General features: G+C 69.5%; 19 protein-coding genes and 1 tRNA gene. 8 read left to right on the plus strand and 12 right to left on the minus strand.

Going from position 1 to position 19,411, the window contains the following annotated elements; genetic code table 11:
* The first annotated feature begins 42 nt into the window (after window positions 1-42).
* The 3 genes from FBY40_RS13405 (at window position 43) to FBY40_RS13415 (ending at window position 3,167) form a co-directional block, all read left to right on the plus strand.
* The gene (locus FBY40_RS13405; protein ID WP_141939302.1) at window positions 43-330 is read left to right on the plus strand and encodes a WXG100 family type VII secretion target; all 288 of its coding nucleotides are present in this window, start codon (window positions 43-45) and stop codon (window positions 328-330) included.
* A 147-nt stretch (window positions 331-477) separates the two neighbouring features.
* A complete protein-coding gene (locus FBY40_RS13410; protein WP_141939303.1) occupies window positions 478-2,205 on the plus strand; it encodes an AMP-binding protein in 1,728 nt (575 codons plus the stop codon).
* Window positions 2,202-3,167 carry a bile acid:sodium symporter family protein gene (locus FBY40_RS13415; RefSeq protein WP_141939304.1) on the plus strand — a complete coding sequence of 322 codons (966 nt, stop codon included), beginning with the start codon at window positions 2,202-2,204 and terminating at the stop codon, window positions 3,165-3,167. Before FBY40_RS13410 ends, FBY40_RS13415 begins: the two co-directional genes overlap by 4 nt.
* A 10-nt stretch (window positions 3,168-3,177) precedes the next feature.
* On the opposite strand, the gene FBY40_RS13420 is transcribed toward FBY40_RS13415, so the two are convergent.
* From FBY40_RS13420 to FBY40_RS13445, 6 genes are all read right to left on the minus strand, one after another.
* Window positions 3,178-3,846, minus strand: a complete 669-nt coding sequence (locus FBY40_RS13420) for a DUF2461 domain-containing protein (protein WP_160141399.1) — start codon at window positions 3,844-3,846, stop codon at window positions 3,178-3,180.
* 106 nt (window positions 3,847-3,952) lie between these two features.
* Window positions 3,953-5,572 (minus strand): chaperonin GroEL, encoded by a 1,620-nt coding sequence (groL, locus tag FBY40_RS13425; RefSeq protein WP_141939306.1) that lies wholly within the window; start codon window positions 5,570-5,572, stop codon window positions 3,953-3,955.
* A gap of 158 nt (window positions 5,573-5,730) precedes the next feature.
* Window positions 5,731-5,931 carry a cold-shock protein gene (locus FBY40_RS13430; protein WP_124293776.1) on the minus strand — a complete coding sequence of 67 codons (201 nt, stop codon included), beginning with the start codon at window positions 5,929-5,931 and terminating at the stop codon, window positions 5,731-5,733.
* A gap of 131 nt (window positions 5,932-6,062) precedes the next feature.
* Window positions 6,063-6,665 carry a LytR C-terminal domain-containing protein gene (locus FBY40_RS13435; protein WP_141939307.1) on the minus strand — a complete coding sequence of 201 codons (603 nt, stop codon included), beginning with the start codon at window positions 6,663-6,665 and terminating at the stop codon, window positions 6,063-6,065.
* Between the two features lie 107 nt (window positions 6,666-6,772).
* Complete coding sequence (locus FBY40_RS13440) at window positions 6,773-7,024, minus strand: DUF3263 domain-containing protein (protein ID WP_141939308.1); 252 nt, start codon at window positions 7,022-7,024, stop codon at window positions 6,773-6,775.
* 9 nt (window positions 7,025-7,033) lie between these two features.
* Window positions 7,034-8,059 (minus strand): DUF2332 family protein, encoded by a 1,026-nt coding sequence (locus FBY40_RS13445; RefSeq protein ID WP_141939309.1) that lies wholly within the window; start codon window positions 8,057-8,059, stop codon window positions 7,034-7,036.
* A 120-nt stretch (window positions 8,060-8,179) separates the two neighbouring features.
* Here FBY40_RS13445 and msrB point away from each other — a divergent pair, with 120 nt between their 5' ends.
* Both msrB and FBY40_RS13455 read left to right on the plus strand, forming a co-directional pair.
* Complete coding sequence (msrB, locus tag FBY40_RS13450) at window positions 8,180-8,587, plus strand: peptide-methionine (R)-S-oxide reductase MsrB (RefSeq protein ID WP_141939310.1); 408 nt, start codon at window positions 8,180-8,182, stop codon at window positions 8,585-8,587.
* Window positions 8,588-8,592: 5 nt separating this feature from the next.
* Window positions 8,593-9,153, plus strand: coding sequence for a nitroreductase family protein (locus FBY40_RS13455; RefSeq protein WP_141940196.1), 561 nt, complete (start codon window positions 8,593-8,595; stop codon window positions 9,151-9,153).
* Window positions 9,154-9,172: 19 nt separating this feature from the next.
* Here FBY40_RS13455 and FBY40_RS13460 read toward each other — a convergent pair whose 3' ends face one another.
* Window positions 9,173-10,120, minus strand: a complete 948-nt coding sequence (locus FBY40_RS13460; protein WP_141939311.1) for a DMT family transporter — start codon at window positions 10,118-10,120, stop codon at window positions 9,173-9,175.
* Between the two features lie 74 nt (window positions 10,121-10,194).
* On the opposite strand from FBY40_RS13460, the gene FBY40_RS13465 reads away from it, so the two are divergent.
* Window positions 10,195-10,857 (plus strand): hypothetical protein, encoded by a 663-nt coding sequence (locus tag FBY40_RS13465; RefSeq protein ID WP_141939312.1) that lies wholly within the window; start codon window positions 10,195-10,197, stop codon window positions 10,855-10,857.
* 386 nt (window positions 10,858-11,243) lie between these two features.
* Here the strand turns inward: FBY40_RS13465 and FBY40_RS13470 are convergent.
* A tRNA-Thr gene (locus FBY40_RS13470) sits at window positions 11,244-11,319 on the minus strand.
* Window positions 11,320-11,377: 58 nt separating this feature from the next.
* Entirely contained in the window at window positions 11,378-12,340 is a 963-nt protein-coding gene (locus tag FBY40_RS13475; protein WP_141939313.1) for a DsbA family protein, read from the minus strand.
* 259 nt (window positions 12,341-12,599) lie between these two features.
* Between FBY40_RS13475 and FBY40_RS13480 the strand changes: the two genes are divergently transcribed.
* Entirely contained in the window at window positions 12,600-13,706 is a 1,107-nt protein-coding gene (locus FBY40_RS13480; RefSeq protein ID WP_141939314.1) for an ABC transporter ATP-binding protein, read from the plus strand.
* Between the two features lie 68 nt (window positions 13,707-13,774).
* Entirely contained in the window at window positions 13,775-15,082 is a 1,308-nt protein-coding gene (locus tag FBY40_RS13485; protein ID WP_141939315.1) for a DUF4032 domain-containing protein, read from the plus strand.
* Window positions 15,083-15,090: 8 nt separating this feature from the next.
* Here FBY40_RS13485 and FBY40_RS13490 read toward each other — a convergent pair whose 3' ends face one another.
* Genes FBY40_RS13490 through FBY40_RS13500 form a run of 3 tightly spaced genes read right to left on the minus strand, consistent with a single transcriptional unit; the run spans window position 15,091 to window position 19,298 of the window.
* Window positions 15,091-15,732, minus strand: a complete 642-nt coding sequence (locus tag FBY40_RS13490) for an NAD(P)-dependent oxidoreductase (protein ID WP_141939316.1) — start codon at window positions 15,730-15,732, stop codon at window positions 15,091-15,093.
* Between the two features lie 57 nt (window positions 15,733-15,789).
* Window positions 15,790-17,109: a dihydrolipoamide acetyltransferase family protein gene (locus FBY40_RS13495; RefSeq protein ID WP_141939317.1), complete on the minus strand. Its 1,320-nt coding sequence runs from the start codon at window positions 17,107-17,109 to the stop codon at window positions 15,790-15,792.
* The gene (locus FBY40_RS13500; RefSeq protein WP_141939318.1) at window positions 17,109-19,298 is read right to left on the minus strand and encodes an alpha-ketoacid dehydrogenase subunit alpha/beta; all 2,190 of its coding nucleotides are present in this window, start codon (window positions 19,296-19,298) and stop codon (window positions 17,109-17,111) included. The genes FBY40_RS13495 and FBY40_RS13500 overlap by 1 nt, the downstream gene beginning before the upstream one ends.
* Window positions 19,299-19,411: the final 113 nt, after the last annotated feature.

Here is a 19,411-nt window from a genome sequence, read left to right on the forward strand (position 1 = left end):
GCTCTCTAACGTGACGGGTGTCCACTTCGAAAAGGAGCACCCATGGCCACCTACTCCGTCGACAGCGACTCCCTTCTCGCTGCGACATCCACCATTCGCGGCACCATCGACCGCATCCAGGCCGACACCCAGTCGATGCTCGCGCAGCTGACCCATCTGCAGGGCACCTGGACCGGGAGCGCCGCCGTGGCCTTCCACTCCGTCGTCGACCAGTGGCGCGCCACCCAGCGCCAGGTCGAAGACAGCCTGAACGGCATCAACACCGCCCTGGCCGCCGCCGGCCGGCAGTACGCCGACGCCGAACTCGCCACCGCGAGCCTCTTCCGCTGACCCCCACACGAAGCTGCAGCGGAAGACCGAACGGTCCCTCCCCTCCCGGAGGGACCGTTCACCTGTGCGGGCGTCGGCTACAGTCGAGATGAATCACCAGCGTCGGTGTGTTCGCCGGCGTTGCCCGCCCCCGGCAAAGGATCGAAGATGACCCCACGGCCCTGGCTCGCCCACTACCCACCCGACGTGTCTCCCGAACTCGAGGAGTCGCCGTTCGCCCATCTGCCCGCGATGCTCCGGCAGGATGCCGTCGACTACGCCGACACGATCGCCTTCACCCAGTGCATGCCGAACGGCATGAACGGCTCGCTGACATATGCGGATGTCGACACGCTCTCCGACGACTTCGCGGCGTACCTCCGGGAGGTGGTGGGACTGTCCGCCGGGGACCGCGTCGCCGTGCAGATGCCCAACTGCCTGAGCTACCCCGTCGTCGCGTTCGGCGTCCTGAAGGCCGGATGCGTCCTGGTCAACACCAATCCCCTCTACACGGCCTCCGAGATGGCACGGCAGTTCGCCGACTCGGGCGCGACGACGCTCGTCATCATCGACATGTTCGCCGACCGCCTGCCGGAGGTGCTGTCCTCGACGTCGATCGGCACGATCGTGACGGTACGCATCGCCGAGTTCTTCCCGCCCGTCATCGCCGGAGTCATCCGCATGGTGCAGAGGTTCTGGAATCGCTCACTCCCTGCGATCAGCGTGGCGCACACCCCCTTCCAGGAAGCGCTGAAGGCCGGCCGTGCGCGCAAGACCGCAGAGGCCGTCGCGGCCTATCTCGACGACGTCGACCTCGATTCCGTCGCCGCGCTGCAGTACACCGGCGGCACGACGGGCATCGCCAAGGGGGCGATGCTCACGCACGGCAACCTCGTCGCCAACACCCTGCAGACGATCACGATGTGCAGCACGCACATGCGGCGTGGAAAGGAGATCGTGCTGACCGCGCTGCCGATCTACCACATCTTCGCGTTCACGGTGAATCTCCTCGGCTTCCATCATCTCGGCGCACGGAACATCCTCATCCCCACTCCGCGACCACCGAGCAATCTCAAGCGGGCCTTCGAGAACTACCGCATCACGTGGCTCACCGGGGTGAACACCCTGTTCAACGCCCTGCTGAACGAACGGTGGTTCGTCGACAGCCCTCCCCGGCATCTGCACGCCTCAGCCGCGGGCGGAATGGCGCTTCACGAGTCCGTGGCCGCCCGGTGGCGGGAGGTGACCGGCACTCCCATCGTGGAGGGGTATGGGCTCACCGAGTCCTCGCCCGTCCTGACGTTCAATCCGCTCGGGGGGCAGGGCAAGGACGGCAGCATCGGCATCCCCGTTCCCTCCACCGACGTGCGGTGCCTCGATGCGGAGGGCCGGGAGACCGCCATCGGCGGGGCCGGAGAGCTGGTGGCCCGCGGGCCGCAGATCATGAAGGGGTACTGGCAGCGCTCCGACGAAACCTCGGTCACCGTCGTGGACGGGTGGCTGCACACGGGCGACATCGCCACGATGGACGCCGAGGGGTACTTCACCATCGTCGATCGTAAGAAGGACATGGTGATCGTGAGCGGCTTCAACGTCTACCCCAACGAGATCGAGGAGCGCATCGCGGCGATGCCCGACGTCGTCGAGGTGGGTGTGATCGGGATCGACGACGACAAGACCGGCGAAGCGGTGCGGGCCTACGTCGTGGCAGGAGCGTCGGCGCCCACCGAGGCCGAGGTGATCGCCCACTGCCGGCAGACCCTCGCGGCGTACAAGGTGCCGAAGTCGGTGGTGTTCGTCGAAGAGCTCCCCAAGAGCCCCATCGGGAAGATCCTCCGCCGGGAACTCCGCGACAGCGCGGAGCCCGCGGCGACGCCGAGCGGTGACCCCCGATGATCGAGGTGTTCCTGGCCACGGGTCAGGCTGTGGTCGACGAGCAGGACGTCGTCACGCCGTTCGAGCAGGTGCTGCTGGTCGGACTGGTGTTCGTGATCATGTTCGGCCTGGGCGCAGGGCTCACGCCGCGCGACTTCAAGCTGGCGCTGCGGCGGCCCTACGGGCTCATCATCGGCCTCGTCACCCAGTTCGGCATCATGCCGCTCCTGTCCTACCTGCTGGTCGTGCTGGTGCTGTTCCAGCTCCCCCGGGAGTACGCCATCCCCGTGGCGATCGGTGCACTGCTGATGGGCTGCGTGCCGGCGGGCACGACCTCGAACATCTTCACCTACTTCTCGAAGGGCAACCTCGCCCTGAGCGTCATCATGACCACCAACTCCACGCTCTGGGCCCTGGTGCTGACACCGTTGATGCTGGCCCTGTACGGGTCGTTCATCTTCACCGAATCGACCGATCTGCAGATCCCGATCGTCAACATCGTCGTCACCCTGGCCACCCTCCTCATCCCGGTGGTCGCGGGGATGCTCGTGCGGAGGTTCAGTGCGAACGTCGGAGCGGTGATGGAACTGCTCGGCGGGTTCTTCGGGCTGTTCTTCATCGTGTTCCTCATGGCGACGTGGGTGCCGCGCAACTGGGCGCTTCTGACCTCCACACCGTGGCAGACCTACCTGGTCGCGATCGGACTCGGCCTGTTCGGCATCGCCATCGCCTACGGGCTTGCCCGCGCGATCCGGCTGCACCCGATGAACGCGCGCACGATCGGTCTGGAGACGGGGATCCAGAACGGCCCGCTCGCGATCGCGATCGTGCTGCTGAGCTTCTCCGGGAATCCCGACATCGGGCTGATCCTGATCGTCCCGGCGCTGTACTCGCTGTTCATCGTCATCGTGTCGACGTTCGTGACGCTGTGGTTCCGGCGCGCGAACCTTGCGGAGGAGCAGAAGATCCCGAGCCTCCTCTGACAGAAGCCCGTCAGCGCCGACGGGGCCGCTCGCGGTCAGGGCGCATCAGCAGATCCCCCAGGTTCTGCGCGATCCACCCGTTCCACATCCCCACGCCGCGCCACGCGTCGCTGACGATGTCGAACACCTCGGGTCCCCACATCCAGTCCGCGAGCGGCTCGGTACGGCCGACGGCGAGGTGCTTGAGCCGCAGCAGACCGACGCGGGGGTGATCGATGGAGTATCCCCTCGGCGCGGTTCGCAACGCGTCCTCGCTCATCGGCACGAGGTCGTCCTCGGCAAGCGCCGAGAGGAGACCCTCCACCTCGGGGCCACGACGATCGTCGTCGACGAGCTCACGGAAGCGCGCGAGCGCGGCCGGCGGAACGTCGTACGAACCGCCGCCGAGGAGAAGTCCCGTCGCCGAGAGCTGCAGGTAGTACGCGACCGGCGTGAGCGAGACCATTCCGATGTGCAGCTTGTAGGGCGACTTGTCGGCGCTGAACCGCACATCGCGGTTCGGCCGGAAGATCTTGAGCTGACCGAACTCCGGCTCGAGCTCGGCGGCGAGCGCCTCGAACGGACCGCGCACGACCGCGTCGTAGCGCGCCTTGTTCGCGATCCACCATTCGCGGGTGTTGTCGGCGGCGAGGTCGTCGTAGAAGCGCTGGGCGTCGGAGTCCAGTCCGTCGAAGGCCATGCCGCAGATGGTAGCCGTCGGCATCCGGGATGAGGACCGGAATGCTCCGGTCACACGCAGAAGCGCCCCTCCCGGAGGAGGGGCGCTTCTGCGTGCGGGGCTGCGATCAGAAGTCCATGCCACCCGTGGGGTCGGCGGGCGCCGCAGCAGCCTTCTCGGGCTTGTCGGCGACGACGGCCTCGGTGGTGAGGAACAGACCGGCGATCGACGCGGCGTTCTGCAGCGCCGAGCGGGTGACCTTGGCCGGGTCGATGATGCCCTGCGCGAACAGGTCACCGTACTCGCCGGTCGCGGCGTTCAGGCCGTGACCGACCGGCAGCTCAGCGACCTTGTTGGCCACGACACCGGGCTCGAGACCGGCGTTGAGGGCGATCTGCTTCAGCGGAGCCTCGATGGCGACCTTGACGATGTTCGCACCGGTGGCCTCGTCACCCGTGAGCTCGAGAGCCTCGAAGGCGATCTTGCCGGCCTGGATCAGCGCGACACCACCACCGGGGACGATGCCCTCCTCGACGGCGGCCTTCGCGTTGCGGACGGCGTCCTCGATGCGGTGCTTGCGCTCCTTCAGCTCGACCTCGGTGGCCGCACCCGCCTTGATGACGGCCACGCCGCCGGCGAGCTTGGCGAGGCGCTCCTGGAGCTTCTCGCGGTCGTAGTCGCTGTCGGTGTTGTCGATCTCGCGACGGATCTGGGTCACGCGACCCTCGATCTGCGCGGCGTCACCGGCACCCTCGACGATGGTGGTCTCGTCCTTGGTGATGATGACCTTGCGCGCACGGCCGAGCAGGTCGAGGGTGGCGTTCTCGAGCTTGAGACCGACCTCCTCGGTGATGACCTGGCCGCCGGTCAGGATCGCGATGTCCTGCAGCTGCGCCTTGCGACGGTCGCCGAAGCCGGGCGCCTTGACGGCGGCCGACTTGAAGATGCCGCGGATCTTGTTCAGCACCAGGGTCGCCAGCGCCTCGCCCTCGACGTCCTCGGCGATGATGACGAGCTCCTTGCCGTCCTGGATCACCTTGTCGACGACGGGCAGAAGGTCCTTGATGTTGGAGATCTTCTGGTTGGCGATCAGGATGTAGGGGTCTTCGAAGACCGCTTCCTGGCGCTCGGGGTCGGTGACGAAGTAGGGGTTGATGAAGCCCTTGTCGAAGCGCATGCCCTCGGTGAGCTCGAGCTCGGTGCCGAACGTCTGCGACTCCTCGACGGTGACCACGCCCTCCTTGCCGACCTTGTCGATCGCCTCGGCGATCAGGTCGCCGATGGTGGAGTCGGCGGCGGAGATCGACGCGGTGGCGGCGATCTGCTCCTTGGACTCGACCTCCTTGGCGTCGGCCAGCAGCTGGTCGGTCACGGCCTTGACGGCCTTCTCGATGCCCTTCTTGAGCGAGATGGGGTCGGCGCCGGCCGCGACGTTGCGCAGACCCTCGCGAACGAGTGCCTGGGCGAGGACGGTCGCGGTGGTCGTGCCGTCACCGGCCACGTCGTCGGTCTTCTTCGCGACCTCCTTGACCAGCTCGGCGCCGATCTTCTCGTAGGGGTCGTCCAGCTCGATCTCCTTGGCGATCGAGACACCGTCGTTGGTGATCGTGGGGGCGCCCCACTTCTTCTCCAGCACGACGTTGCGACCGCGGGGACCCAGGGTCACCTTGACGGCGTCGGCCAGGATGTTCAGGCCGCGCTCGAGACCGCGGCGGGCCTCCTCATCGAAAGCGATGATCTTTGCCATGTGTGTGTCGTCCCTCCCGGACGTAGGCTTTCGGACTTAGCACTCAACAATCACGAGTGCTAATCCATTCTGGCACTCGGCATGGGTGAGTGCAAGCCACGGCACACGCGGCGTGCGGCGGGGTCGGCGCGCGACGGGCGACCCGCGTCATCCGCTTCTCAAACGACGCGGACCGATTCGGCCTGCGGGCCCTTCTGTCCCGAGCCGACGGTGAACTCGACCGTCTGACCCTCCTCGAGAACCCGGAACCCGGTCATGTCGATGTTCGAGTAGTGGACGAAGACATCCTGACCGTCACCGGCGGTGATGAAACCGTAACCCTTCTCGGCGTTGAACCACTTGACGGTGCCCTGTGTCATGGCGAACTCTCCTGTACTGCGGCGGGACAGGGCCCATGCTAGGGACCGCCGACAGGCCGGAATGAGCTCTCACGCGATTGTTGACATGCCCGCTGTCAAACATTTACGCGGGCGAAACACATCGCTTCGGCTCAGGGAGCCGGCGCCTCGTCGTCGGGCGCGTCGGTCGTGCGGTCCAGCCCGATGACGACGGTCAGCTGCAGCGCCTGACCCTCGTCCTCCGGGGTGTTCGGGTCGTCCGCGAGCTGGTAGACGTCGGTCTGCTCGATGCGCGCGCCCCCGAGCACGAGGTCGGCGAGACCCGCAGCGGCCGCCTGGTCACCGGGGAATGCGTAGTAGACCGTGGTCTCCGCGAAGTCGGTCGTCCCGGCGCCGCTGGCCGAGACGGCGTCGGCGGACCATCCGGCCGCGACGATCTCATCCTTCACCTGGGTCGCCAGCCCCTGTTCCGGCGTGGCGTTGAGCACCTGCACCGAGTAGGAGGTGTCGATCACCGGCTCGACCGTGGGCTGCGGTGACGCCGTGGGCTCGGCGTCGGGAGCGAGCTGGATGCGCCCCGACGTCAGCAGGGTGCCGAAGATGCCCACGACGATGAGCACGATGGTGGCCAGGCTCGCCCAGAGCAGCACCACTCCCGGACGCATCCGGGGGTTCTCCGCACGGTGGGCGCCGACACGTCCGCCGTCCGCGGGGAGGTCATCGAAGCGATCCCGCGGATAGGTCCTTTTCGGCACCAGAAGATGCTACCGAAGCGGCAAGGGGCAACCTAAGCGTCAGCTGGACGGCGTCCGGCGGAACAGCATCACCCGCACACGGGAGCCGGGATGCCGCGTCGGGGCCCTCAGCGCCCGGTGGCGGCGGTGCGGATGACCCGCGCGCGCAGGCGCGCGTCGCGGATGCGGCGGAGGCGCTTGACCAGCATGGGGTCGTACTCCTGCGCCTCCGTGGTGTCGATGAGGCGGGTCAGCAGCTGGTAGTAGCGCCCCGGAGACATGCCGAGGCGGAGGCGGATGGCCTCCTCCTTCGCGCTCCCGTGCCGGGTCCAGAGCGCCTCGAAGTCGAGGATCAGCCGGTCTCTGTCGCTCAAAGGCACCCGCCCACGCTAACTCCGGGTCGTGGTCTCCCCGGCGCGCCACTCCACGAATGCGCCGAGCGGGTCGACCTCGGCGCACGGGATCCCATCGCGTGCGAGGACGAACCCCGACCATCGGCCCGGATCCAACGGCGGATGCCACTGATCGGCCATGCCCGCGGGGGTGAGGCTGACCCAACGGGCCCCTGCCGTGGCGCGGAGGGTGTCGATCTCCGCCCGAAGGCGCGCCCGGCCCTCGCGCGGGATGTGCGGGAAGACGCCGGGCGTGGTGATCACGAGGGTGGCGTCCGCCGGAGCGGAGGCGGCGGCCCGCGCCACGACGCCCGGCTCCGAGGCGTCACCCCGCCACATCCGCGGCGGATCCGCCGCCGCGACATCGAGCGCGGCGAGGAGGCGCTCGCGTCGTCCGGTCTCGCCCGGCCAGACCAGGGCGGCGAGGAACGCCCGGTCGGCCGCGTCCGCGGCATCCAGAGGTGCGAGATCGACACCTCCTCGCCAGGCGACCTCCGGCAGCGTCAGGGTCTCGGCGAGGCGTTCAGCCTCGGGTCCCCGGAGCGCGCTGTCGAGGACGACGGGCGAGGGCCCGTCGACAGGGTCGAGCGCGGGCCCGTCGGCGTAGCGGTAGGAGTACCGGTCGGGATACAGACACAGGCCAGCACTCGCACCGATCTCGAGCAGGGCGATCGGTCCCGTGATCGCCGACAGCGCGGGAAGGAGCGCCGCGCAGCGAAGAGGCTCGTTGGTCTGCAGCGACCGGGCCGCGCATGCCTCGACCACGGCCCCGGCGTGCCGCTGCGTCCACGCCGCCCACGCGCGGTAGTCGCCCTCCGGCGCACCGAGGAGGCGGGTGACGGCGAACACGAGCGGCGGCTGACGGCGGGTCGCGGGGATCTCCGCCAGAATCCGCTGCACCGCCGGGTCGTCTGACACCCCGGCGGCCCAGGCCTCGTACAGCCTCGAGCGTCCCGGCGCTTCGGTCTCGGCGAACCGGCGGTACCGCTCGGCGACGTCACGGACGGCAGCGGAGTCGGGCATCGTCCCATCGTGCCGCGGTCGAGCGTCGGCGGCATCCCCGATGTGTCGCCGCGTGTCCGCGGGTGGCGGACCGCGCGCCCAGGGCGGCGGGTCTGCGGTTGAATGGATGCAGGAGGTTCCATGTCTTACACGGTGGACAAGTCCGACGAGCAGTGGCGGGCCGAGCTCAGCCCCGAGCAGTACGCGGTTCTGCGCGAGTCGGCGACCGAGCGCCCCTGGACCGGGGAGCTGCTCGACGAGGAACGCGCGGGTCTGTACGCCTGCGCCGCCTGCGGGGCCGAACTGTTCAAGAGCGGCACGAAGTTCGACTCCCACTGCGGGTGGCCGAGCTTCTACGAGTCGATCCGCCCCGAAGCCGTCGAGCTCATCGAGGACAACAGCCATGGGATGGTGCGCACCGAGGTGCGCTGCGCCGCCTGCGGGTCGCATCTCGGCCACGTCTTCCCCGACGGCTTCGGCACTCCGACCGGCGACCGCTACTGCATGAACTCGCTCGCTCTGGACTTCACGCCCGAATCGCCCGCGTGAGCGCGATGAGCGAGGCGGTGTACGAGGCCGTCGCCGGGCGACGCTCGTGGTCGCGGGTGACGGCCGACGCGCCGACCCACGAGGAGCTGGCGCGACTCGTCGCCGCAGCCGGGAGGGTGGCCGATCATTCATCGCTGCACCCCTGGCGGTTGATCGAACTGCGCGGCGATGACCGCGAGCGACTCGGCCGGGCGATGAACAAGGCCGAAGGGCACAAGGGCGCATCCACGAAGCCCCAGCGTGCGCCCCTCCTCATCGCCGTCGTCGCGAGCTACCGCAAGAGCGGGAAAGTGCCGCGGTGGGAGCAGGAGGCCGTCGCCTCCGGCGTGGCGCACATGCTGAGCCTGCTGCTCGACGATGCGGGCTGGGGTGTGATCTGGCGCACCGGCCACTACACGCGCAGCAAAGCGGTGGCCAAGGCTCACGGGCTGAAGAAGAACGAGGAGCTGCTCGGGTGGCTCTACGTCGGCGGGAAGCCGAGCGACGCCCGTCCGGGCCGGCGCACGCCGATCGAGGCCGACCGCTTCCTCTCGCGCATGCCGGCGGACACGCGCGACCCGCGCTGACACCGAGTCGGCGTGTGCCCTAACGCCGCAGCATCCGACGCCACGGCAGGCTCACGACGATCACCGACATCAGGGCGAGCGTGATCATGACGATCGCCTGGAGCATGCCGGGACTGCCGATCGCCGGCCACAACGCATCGATGAGGACGGATGTCGCGAGCTGTCCGACGACGGCGCCGAGCCCCAGCAGCAGTACGCCGGTGGACCCCACGATGGCCGCGGACAGGACGATGTACACCACACCGATCGCACCGCCGAGGTAGAGCAGCGGGTTCGTGGGGAACTGCGTGGGCGCACCGGAGAGAGCGACACTGATCCCCGCCCCCACCGCGAGGATCGCCGTGCCCCCGATGAAGTTCACCAGGGTCGCCGTCAGGGGCGAGCCGACCCGCGCTCGGAGACGACCGTTGGTCGCCTGCTGCCAGGCGATGCCGGCCCCGGTGAGGAGCGGAAGAACGAGCATCCACAACGGCACGGCGGCGAGCGTGTCACCGCTGAGCGCGAAGGCGACAGCGGCCACGGCGAGGACGGCCCCGAGGAGCCGGGGAACGGTGACCGCGACAGCCCCGGCGGGTCCGTAGCCGGTGCGATCGAGGATGAGGCCCGACACCGCCTGACCGGCGACGACACCCACGGTGAACAGAGAGACCCCGATGATGCCGACGGCCAGCCCTTGCGTCGCGACGGTCAGCGCCCCCGCCGCCCCGCCGAGGAGCATCCACCACGGGATCGAGCGTTCTCTGATGCCCCGTCGGAGCGCGGCGACGCCCCGGCGGCCGCCGGGCGTGACCGCGCAGACGACGGCCACGATGAGAAGGCCCGACGCGAACGATATGACCGCGGCGACCACCCCGTCGCCGACGCTCACGCCCAGCTGACCGTTCACCCGCGCCTGCAGCGCGGTCAGCACGCCGACGAGGACGGCGCCCGCAACGGCGAGGCTGAGCGGAAGACGCGGGGCGGGCATCCCTCCATCATGCAGTCAGAGCCGGGGCCGTCCGGGTGCGGGACGGGATGCGACACACCGACGTACGCTGAAGTGTGCCTGTCACCCGTCGAACCCGAACGCTGCTCAGCTGGCTGCCCGCGACGCTTCTCGTGCTGATCATCGGCGCCATCGTCGTCGGGACGTTCACGGTGCAGGCGTCGTGGTGGGCCGAGGAGGAGCCCGAGGCCTCGGCGGATCAAAAGGCCGCCGACGGCGGGAGCATGCTCACCGACGCCGGGTTCGACTACGTCAACGTCGAAGGTGTGCTGCGCGTCCGCGTCGGCGAGGGTGCCCTGCCGGCATCCGATCTCGGGCTTCGCGCCAACGAGACCAAGGATGCCGAGTTCCGCCGGCCGGTCCGGGCGCTCATCGCCGCCGGAGACGAGGTGCACGTCGTCGAAGACGTCGTGACCGCCACAGCGACGGCGGCGGATGATCGTCTTGCGGCGATCACCGTCGGAATCGACGGGGCGGGCTCGTGGCGCGGCGCGATCGACGGGCTGCGAGCGCGGGCGGCGGAGTTCGGCTGGGACGCCTCGCAGTTCGAGGGGCTGGACGAGCGCCTGCTGGAGTTCAACTCCACGGGATCGGGCGACGTGTTCGAGGTCGAGATCGGGCCGGGATCGGATGCGGACACCGCCATCACCGCCGAGGTCGCCTTCTTCCGCGAGGGCGGCGCCACGACGGTGTCGCTGCGCTTCGCGCCGCCGGAGTAGCGCGGCGCGCACGGTCGCGCCCCGTTCACCACGCCCGCTCGTCGCGACCCGTCAAGAAACGCGGCCCGGATCAGCGTGAGGCCACGTTTTCTGGCGACTCGCGCCGCGCGAGCATCCCCGCCCCGCCCCCCATCCCCGACCCGCGCGCCGCGCGCCGCGCGCCGTCCGCCGCACGCCGCGTGCCGCACGCGAGCGGTCAGAAAACGCGGGCCCGATCAGCGGCAGGCCGCGTTTTTCGACGACTCGCGCCTCGCGAGCCGCGCCCGGCGCGCCGCCCGCCGCGCGCCGCACGCGAGCGGTCAGAAAACGCGGCCCAGATCTGCGGGAGGCCGCGTATTTCGACGGGTCGCGCCGCATTCGAGACGACGTACGGGGTGAACGGGCTGTGGAGCCGGCTACGGGACTCGAACCCGTAACCCCCTAATTACAAGTTAGGTGCGCTACCAATTGCGCCAAGCCGGCAAGGCATCCCATCCTATCGAGGGATGCGAGCCACGGAGCGGTGGCGGCGGCGACCCCGTCAGTCGGTCGTGGTCGGAGAGGGCGTCTCGGTCGGGCTCGGCGTCGCCGTCCGGTAATACGCGTCGCTGCCGATGGTCAGCACGAACTGGGAGAACTCCTGCGGGTCGTCCAGGGCGCCGACGTAGGGCACGCCGTTCACGAGCACCATCGGAGTACCCGTCAGCGTGACGCCGTCGGTCTCGGGGATCCCGTTCAGCGCCCGCTCGGTCGCATCCCGAGCCCAGCCCAGGAACGACTCCTCCTCGATGCACGAGCGCACGAGGCGCGGCGACTCCGCACCGGCCGCCTGCGCCAGATCGGCGAGTTGGCTGTCGGTGAAGCCGTCGGTGTCGACCTCGGGCTGCTCGCGCAGCAGGGCGTCGTTGAAGGCGAAGAAGTCCTCGGGCGAGTGGGTCGCCACGCAGGCGGCGGCCGCCGCCGCACGAAGGGAGTACTTGGTGCCGTTGGACTTGGCCGTGAGCATCGCCACCGGGTGGTAGGTCAGATCCGCCGCGCCCTGCGAGACCCAGGTCCTCAGCTGCTGGACGTTCGCGAGCTGGAACTCCCGCGAACCGGTCGAGAGGTAGTCGACGTAGACCCGGATGTCGACGACCGCCGCTTCGGTCGGCGTCGGCGTGGGCGTGGGGGTGGTCTCGGGCGTCGCCTCGACGGTCGCGCTCGCGGCAGCGTCATCCGGGGCCGACGCGACCTCGGGGGCTGCCACACCCGAGACCGACGTCACGGCGAAGCCGTCGTCAGTGACGTTCTGAGGCCGCAGCTCGGGGCGCGACATCGACGACCCGACCGCCCAGGTCACCATCACCGCGGCGACCGTCACGACGCCCACGGCCAGCAGCGTCAGACTCCCGCGACGCAGCCAACGCAGACGCGACTGACGCGCCTGCACCTGCTGGGCCTTCTCGCGCACCGCATTCCGGCGTTCGCGAGGGGCCGGAACGTTCGGTGACTGGTCGTGGGACATGAAACCTCTCGGACGAGTGGAGCTGCCGATGGGCAACAGGGCGGGGCGCGGGCGAGGCGGGCCGGGGACGATGCTAATCAGGCAGGCTGGGAAAAGCCCAGACGGACGCCCCTTCCGGCGGCCGCGTCGCCGTCGTTCCCGCTCGCGCGCACGCGTGACATACTGAGGGAAGTCGCCCGATGGAGGGCGTCTGCGGTCATACCGCTCCATTCACAACGGATCGTCCGGCACGTACCTGCCGGTGAAGGAGAAGAAAACAATGGCGTCCGTCACGTTCGACAACGCAACCCGTCTCTACCCGGGCGGCACCCGCCCCGCCGTCGACAAGCTCAACCTCGAGGTGGGCGACGGCGAGTTCCTGGTCCTCGTCGGACCCTCCGGCTGCGGCAAGTCCACGTCGCTGCGCATGCTGGCCGGCCTCGAAGAGGTCAACTCCGGCCGCATCCTCATCGGTGACCGCGACGTCACCGATGTGCCGCCGAAGGACCGCGACATCGCGATGGTGTTCCAGAACTACGCGCTCTACCCGCACATGACCGTCGCCGAGAACATGGGCTTCGCGCTGAAGATCGCCGGCGTCGGCAAGGAAGAGCGCGCCCAGCGCGTTCTCGAGGCTGCGAAGCTCCTCGACCTCGAGCAGTACCTCACGCGCAAGCCGAAGGCACTGTCGGGTGGTCAGCGTCAGCGCGTCGCGATGGGCCGCGCCATCGTCCGCCAGCCCCAGGTGTTCCTCATGGACGAGCCGCTGTCGAACCTCGACGCCAAGCTCCGTGTGCAGACCCGCACCCAGATCGCGTCGCTTCAGCGTCGCCTCGGCGTCACCACGGTCTACGTCACCCACGACCAGACCGAGGCCCTGACGATGGGCGACCGCATCGCGGTGCTCAAGGACGGCCTGCTCCAGCAGGTCGGCACCCCGCGTGATCTGTACGAGCGCCCGAACAACGTCTTCGTGGCCGGCTTCATCGGCTCGCCCGCGATGAACCTGTTCCCGTCCTCGCTCGCCGAGGGTGGCGTGCACTTCGGTTCGGAGATCGTGCCGCTCGACCGCGACACCGTCGGCCGCGCCCACGGCTCGGAGGTCACCGTCGGTGTCCGCCCCGAGGACATCGTCGTCGGCCCCGCCGACGGCAAGGGCCTGTCGGTCACGGTCGACCTCGTCGAAGAGCTCGGTGCGGACGGCTACCTGTACGGCCACACCGACATCAACGGCAAGCGGACCGACATCGTCGCCCGCGTCGACGGACGCCGTCACCCGATGGCCGGCGACACCGTCACCCTCGCCGCGACCGCAGGCCACGTGCACGCGTTCGACATGGAGACAGGCGAGCGCCTCAACGACGCCCCCGTCATCTCCGGCTCCTGACACACCACGACGCGGCGCGGGCGGGTTCACTGAGCCCCCCGCGCCGCGGCATGTCCCCGGGAGGAAACATGGTCGATTCCCTGAGCATCACCGCCAGCGCAGTGGACCCGGGGCTGCTGACACTCCCCTGGTCGACACCGCTGGCCGACTGGCCGTCGAACCACATCGTCTTCCTCCCCAAGGGCATCTCACGCCACCTGGTGCGCTTCGCCACCCTCTCGGGCCGGGTCGTGGCCATCAAGGAGACCACGGAGGAGATGGCCCGCCGCGAGTACGACATGCTGGGCAACCTGCACCGGCTCGACGCCCCGTGCGTGGAGCGCGTCGCGGTGATCGCCGGCAGAACGGATGCCGCGGGCGAGCCGTTGCCGGCCGCACTCGTCACCTCGCACCTGCGCTTCTCGCTCCCCTACCGCGCCCTGTTCACCCAGGTTCTCCGTCCCGACACCGCCACCCGCCTGGTCGACGCCCTGGCGCTCCTGCTCGTGCGCCTCCACAACGTCGGCTTCTTCTGGGGCGATGTCTCGCTCTCGAACACCCTCTTCCGCCGAGACGCCGGAGCATTCGCCGCCTATCTCGTCGACGCCGAGACCGGCGAACTGCACGAGAGCGGGCTGACGGCGGGGCAGCGGGCGCACGACCTCGATGTCGCCCGGACGAACATCGCCGGCGAGATCATGGACCTCGAGGCCGGAGGACGGCTGGAGGGCGGCGTGGACGCGATCGCCATCGCCGACGGCATCATGGAGTCCTACCACTCCCTCTGGGGAGCCCTGACGGACACCGAGACATTCCGCTCGGATGAGATCTGGCACATCACCGAACGGGTGCATCGCCTCAACGACCTCGGCTTCGACATCGGCGAGATGTCGATCGACACCACGCGCGACGGCACCCGCGTCTCGATCCAGCCGAAGGTCGTCGACGCCGGGCACCACCAGCGACGACTCCTGCGTCTGACGGGCCTGGACGTCGAGGAGAACCAGGCGCGCCGGCTTCTGAACGACCTCGACGAGTACCGCGCGCGGGTGTCTCGGCTGGGAGCCGATGAGGAGATGGTCGCCCACGAGTGGTTGACCCGGGTGTTCGAGCCCGTGGTGAAGGCCATTCCGTTCGAGTATCGAGCCAAACTCGAGCCCGCCGAGGTCTTCCACCAGGTGCTCGAACATCGCTGGTACATGTCTCAGGAGCGCGGGCGCTCCGTCCCCCTCGCCGAGGTGCTGACCAGTTACGTCGACGACGTCCTACGCCATCGGCGTGACGAGGCGACCGTGATGGGCCCTCCCACCGAGACGACGGGGATTCCCGTCATCACCGGCGAACTCGCCCTCGCTGACGGAGATGAGGAAGAGGTCGACTGGCGCGACCTCGTCTGAGACCGGCCTCAGTACCCCACGGTGAACCGCTCGCGGTGGTGCCTCGGCTGCTCGATCTCATCGACGACGGCCACGCCGAGGTCGGGTCCGGAGATGAAGGACTCCCCGTCGGCGTCGGTGACGAGCACGTCGCCGCCGTCGCGGTAGTCGCCGGTCCGCTCCCCCGGGTTCCATGCCCCGAAGCCGCCCGCCGGGTGGACGTAGAACCAGTCGCGACCGACCGCGTCGGCCTGCAGGTCTTCGAGCACACCGATCGCCTCGAGCGCTTCGGGCTTGTACTCCTCGGTGAACCCCGGCGTGTCGACGACGCGGGGCCCACCCGGCGACACCAGGCTCCCCCCGGCTCCGCCGATCACGCCAATGCGCACCGAGGCGGGCAGCTCGCGCACGAGCTCGGCGACGGCGGGGCGCACCTTGCCCGCCATCTCTCCGCGGGCGGGGACGCTGATGACGACGACATCCACCCCCTGCAGTTCGGCGACGAGGCCGGGCACATCCAGGATCGTCCCCTCGACGTAGGTGACGTGATCCAACCGCTCGCTCGGCACCGAGCGGGCGACGGAGACGACGGTGTGGCCCCGTGAGGCGGCCTCTGCGGCGATGTGACCTCCGGCGTAGCCGGTTCCTCCGATGACGGCGATGCGAGCCATGGTGATCCTTTCCTGGTCCTCGGATCATTCAAGCCGACGATCGCCCCGGCGCCGGCGTCACACGAGGATGCTGAGCGGATTCTCCATCTTCGCCACGAACGCTGCCAGCCACTGTGCGGCCAGCGCGCCGTCGAGCACCCGGTGATCGGCCGACAACGTCACCGTCATGACGGTCCCGACCACGAGCTCGCCGTCGACCACGACCGGGGAGGGATGCGCCGCCCCGATCGCGAGGATGCCGGAATGCGGCGGATTGATGATGGCGGCGAATTCCTCCGTGCCGTACATGCCGAGATTCGACACCGAGAAGCTGCCGCCCTCGAGTTCCTCCTGCTTCAGTCTCCCCGCCCGGGCACGCTCCACGCGATCCGCGATCGCGGCGCTCACCTCGCCCAGCGACATCCGATCCACTCCGCGGATGACGGGGGTGACGAGGCCTCCGGGAACGGAGACCGCCACGGCGATGTCGGCGTGGGAGAAGCGGTGCATCGCCTGCTCGGTCCAGATCGCATTCGCCTCGGGCACCTCGAGGAGGGCTGCCGCGGCAGCCTTGATCACGAAGTCGTTGACCGAGATCCGCGTCGCCCTCCCTTCGTTGATCCTGGCGCGGAGGGCGAGGAGCTCATCGACCCGGATGCGGGCCCGCAGGAAGAAGTGCGGCACGGTCGACGTGCTCTCGGTCAGTCGGCGGGCGATCGCGCGGCGCATTCCGGAATGCGGGATCACCTCGACGTCGACCGCGGGGGATTCCTCCGCGCGCGCGGCGGTGGGGGGAGCCGCGGGTGCACGCACATCAGGAGCGGCCGGCGTCGAGGGGGCCTGGGCTGCGGGAGGGGATTGCTCGTCGAGGTCGCGGCGGACGATCCGCCCGTTCGGACCGGTGCCGACCACGGACGACAGGTCGAGGCCGCGCTCGGCGGCCAGGCGCCGCACCAGCGGGGAGGCGAAGAGGCGGCGCGGGGGCCCAGGATCCGACGAGGGCTCAGCGGCCGACGAGGGCTCGAGCTCGGCGACAGCAGGCGGCGGGAGGAGGTTGCCGTCCTCAGAGGTCTCCGTCCCCGCGGCTGCGCCGGTCGTGACGGGTGTCTCCTCGGGCTGGCCGGCGGGCACGCTCCGCCCTGCGACGGCGAGGTCTTCCCCCACCGCGGCGAGCACCGCGATGGGAGAGCCGACGTCGGCGGAGGACCCTTCGTCGACGAGGATCCGGGCGAGGACTCCCGCCTCCTCGGCTTCGTATTCGACGACGGCCTTCTCGGTCTCGATCTCGACGATCGGCTGTCCCGCCGACACCTCGTCGCCCACGGCGACGAGCCAGCTCTGAATCGCGGCCTCGGTCGCGCCCGCCGCGAGCGCGGGCATCCGCACGACGGCGGCCATCAGCGGCCTCCCCATTCGGCCCGGACGCGTTCCAGCCCGCGCACCACTTCCTCGGTGCGCGCGATCGCGGCACGCTCGAGCACCTTGGAGATGCTGGGGCTCGCCTCTCCCCCGGTCACCCGCTGCACGGGCTGGTCGAGCCAGTCGAAGAAGCGACGCTGGATCTCGTCGGAGAGCCACGCGCCGTACGACGGTCCCTGCGACCCCTGCTCGACGATGAGGACGTTGTTGGTCTTGCGGATGCTGTCGCCGACGGTGTCCCAGTCCAGCGACGCCCGGTCGAGCCACCGCAGGTCGATGACCTCCGCATCGATCCCGGTCTGTGTCACCGCCTCGAGACTGTGACCGACCATCGACAGGTAGGTCAGCACGGTCACCTCCTCGCCCGCGCGACGGATCGCGGCGCTGCGTGGAGGGATCACGTAATCGAGGTCGCCCTCGGGAACGCGGTCCGCGGTGCCGTAGAGGTCGACATGTTCGATGACGAGCACGGGATCCTCGAGCGCGAGCGCGGCGTTCATGAGCCCGACGTAGTCGGCGGCGGTGGAGGCGGCGACGATCCGCCAGCCGACGCTCGTGGCGAAGATCCCCGCCGGGTCCATCAGGTGCTGCGAGCCGTACCCCGAGCCCATCGCGACCTTCGTGCGCAGCACCAGCGGAACACGATTGTTGTCGCCGAACATGTGACGCGCCTTCCCGACCTGGTTGAAGACCTGGTCGGCGGCGACCCACATGAAGTCGGGGTACATGAACTCCACGACCGGGCGGAACCGGCCGTCGAGCGCGATGCCGCCGGCCAGACCGAAGAAGCCGTTCTCACTGATGGGGGTGCCGATGACCCGGTCGGGACCGAACGCCTTCGCGAGGCCCTTGGTGGCGCCGTTGGTCCCGCCGCCCAGCCGATGGACGTCCTCGCCGAGCACGATGATGCGCGGGTCCTGCGACATCCGCCGATTGATCGTCTCGGCGACGGCATCGACGAACTTCACGTCCCGCCAGGCCCCGGTGTGCGCCGCGGGCTCGGCGGGGGCGAGACGGGCGAGCTCGCTCTCGTCGCCGCGGATGCCGCGATCGACGTGGGCCGGGTCGGGCCACAGCTCGGGACGGATGCGGGAGCGACCGGCGTTGTCGGGATCGTCCTCGATCAGCGCAGAGACCGCATCGGCCATCGCGCTGACGGCCTGCTCGCGCACTCCTGCGATCTCGTCCGGGGAGGCGATCCCCAGCGCGGCGAGCTCGCGGGCGGTCTTCTCCAGGGGATCACGCGCGCGCCACTCGGCCTCCTCCTGCTTCGTGCGGTAGCCGAAGGCGCTGCCGGGATAGGGCCCGTTCTGGTGGAAGAACCGGTAGACCTCGGCCTCGATCACCGCGGGACCCTCTCCCGCTCGCATCCCCTCGAGGGCTTCCTGGGTGGCGAGGTGGACGGCCAGCGGATCCATCCCGTCCACGCGCCAGGCAGGGATGCTGAACCCCTGAGCCCGGATCGAGAACCGCGGGTCGGCCGAGGCTTCGCTGGCGTGGGTCGACACCGCGTAGAGGTTGTTCTCGATGAAGGACATCACCGGCAGCCGCCAGGTGGCGGCGAGGTTCATCGACTCCAGCACCGAGCCGATCTGACTGGCGCCGTCGCCGAAGTAGGTGATGCTGACGTCGGTGGTGCCCGCGTGCTTCTGCGCCCACGCGTTGCCGGCGGCCAGCGGCGCCCCACCCCCGACGATCGCGTTGGTGCCGAGGGCTCCGGCTTCCAGCCACTGGAGGTGCATCGATCCCCCACGGCCCCCCGAGAACCCCTGTGCAAGACCGAGGATCTCAGCGAGCGTGCGCTGCAGAACAGCCCGCAGGTCGGGGGTGACCAGGGTGTCCAGCGACAGGCCGCCGTCGGAGACGTGCGCGATGGCCTTGGCCAGGAACTGGTGGTGGCCGCGGTGCGACCCGTTGACCGCGTCGGATGACCGCAGCGTCACGATGGATCCGACCGCCCCGCCCTCCTGGCCGATGCTCGAATGCGCCGGGCCGTGGACGAGGCCCTGCGCAGCGAGGTCGAGGACGGACTCCTCGAAGGCGCGGATCAGATGCAGCTGACCGAGCATCGTCGCCAGCAACGCCGGGTCGGCCGCCTTCCAGTCGGCGGCGGTGGTGCGCAGCTCCACCCACGGTGTTCCGGTCTCCAGCCGGCGGCGTCGCGGCATCGCATCTCCTTCGATGGTCGGCAGCCGCGGAGGGCGGCGATCCTCACGGTACGACTGATTGGATCCAATATCAAGGCTGCGCGAGACAATTCATGGTGGATGCGCCTCGCAGG

The organism is Microbacterium sp. SLBN-154 (genome assembly GCF_006715565.1).
GTDB lineage: Bacteria > Actinomycetota > Actinomycetes > Actinomycetales > Microbacteriaceae > Microbacterium.

What these genes read in the sequence shown, in the direction of transcription:
- FBY40_RS13405 (WP_141939302.1), top strand. Translation starts at nt 43, where the DNA reads ATGGCCACCTACTCCGTCGACAGCGACTCCCTTCTCGCTGCGACATCC.
- FBY40_RS13410 (WP_141939303.1), top strand. Translation starts at nt 478, where the DNA reads ATGACCCCACGGCCCTGGCTCGCCCACTACCCACCCGACGTGTCTCCC.
- FBY40_RS13415 (WP_141939304.1), top strand. Translation starts at nt 2,202, where the DNA reads ATGATCGAGGTGTTCCTGGCCACGGGTCAGGCTGTGGTCGACGAGCAG.
- FBY40_RS13420 (WP_160141399.1), bottom strand. Translation starts at nt 3,846, where the DNA reads ATGGCCTTCGACGGACTGGACTCCGACGCCCAGCGCTTCTACGACGAC.
- groL (WP_141939306.1), bottom strand. Translation starts at nt 5,572, where the DNA reads ATGGCAAAGATCATCGCTTTCGATGAGGAGGCCCGCCGCGGTCTCGAG.
- FBY40_RS13430 (WP_124293776.1), bottom strand. Translation starts at nt 5,931, where the DNA reads ATGACACAGGGCACCGTCAAGTGGTTCAACGCCGAGAAGGGTTACGGT.
- FBY40_RS13445 (WP_141939309.1), bottom strand. Translation starts at nt 8,059, where the DNA reads ATGCCCGACTCCGCTGCCGTCCGTGACGTCGCCGAGCGGTACCGCCGG.
- msrB (WP_141939310.1), top strand. Translation starts at nt 8,180, where the DNA reads ATGTCTTACACGGTGGACAAGTCCGACGAGCAGTGGCGGGCCGAGCTC.
- FBY40_RS13455 (WP_141940196.1), top strand. Translation starts at nt 8,593, where the DNA reads ATGAGCGAGGCGGTGTACGAGGCCGTCGCCGGGCGACGCTCGTGGTCG.
- FBY40_RS13460 (WP_141939311.1), bottom strand. Translation starts at nt 10,120, where the DNA reads ATGCCCGCCCCGCGTCTTCCGCTCAGCCTCGCCGTTGCGGGCGCCGTC.
- FBY40_RS13475 (WP_141939313.1), bottom strand. Translation starts at nt 12,340, where the DNA reads ATGTCCCACGACCAGTCACCGAACGTTCCGGCCCCTCGCGAACGCCGG.
- FBY40_RS13480 (WP_141939314.1), top strand. Translation starts at nt 12,600, where the DNA reads ATGGCGTCCGTCACGTTCGACAACGCAACCCGTCTCTACCCGGGCGGC.
- FBY40_RS13485 (WP_141939315.1), top strand. Translation starts at nt 13,775, where the DNA reads ATGGTCGATTCCCTGAGCATCACCGCCAGCGCAGTGGACCCGGGGCTG.
- FBY40_RS13490 (WP_141939316.1), bottom strand. Translation starts at nt 15,732, where the DNA reads ATGGCTCGCATCGCCGTCATCGGAGGAACCGGCTACGCCGGAGGTCAC.
- FBY40_RS13495 (WP_141939317.1), bottom strand. Translation starts at nt 17,109, where the DNA reads ATGGCCGCCGTCGTGCGGATGCCCGCGCTCGCGGCGGGCGCGACCGAG.
- FBY40_RS13500 (WP_141939318.1), bottom strand. Translation starts at nt 19,298, where the DNA reads ATGCCGCGACGCCGCCGGCTGGAGACCGGAACACCGTGGGTGGAGCTG.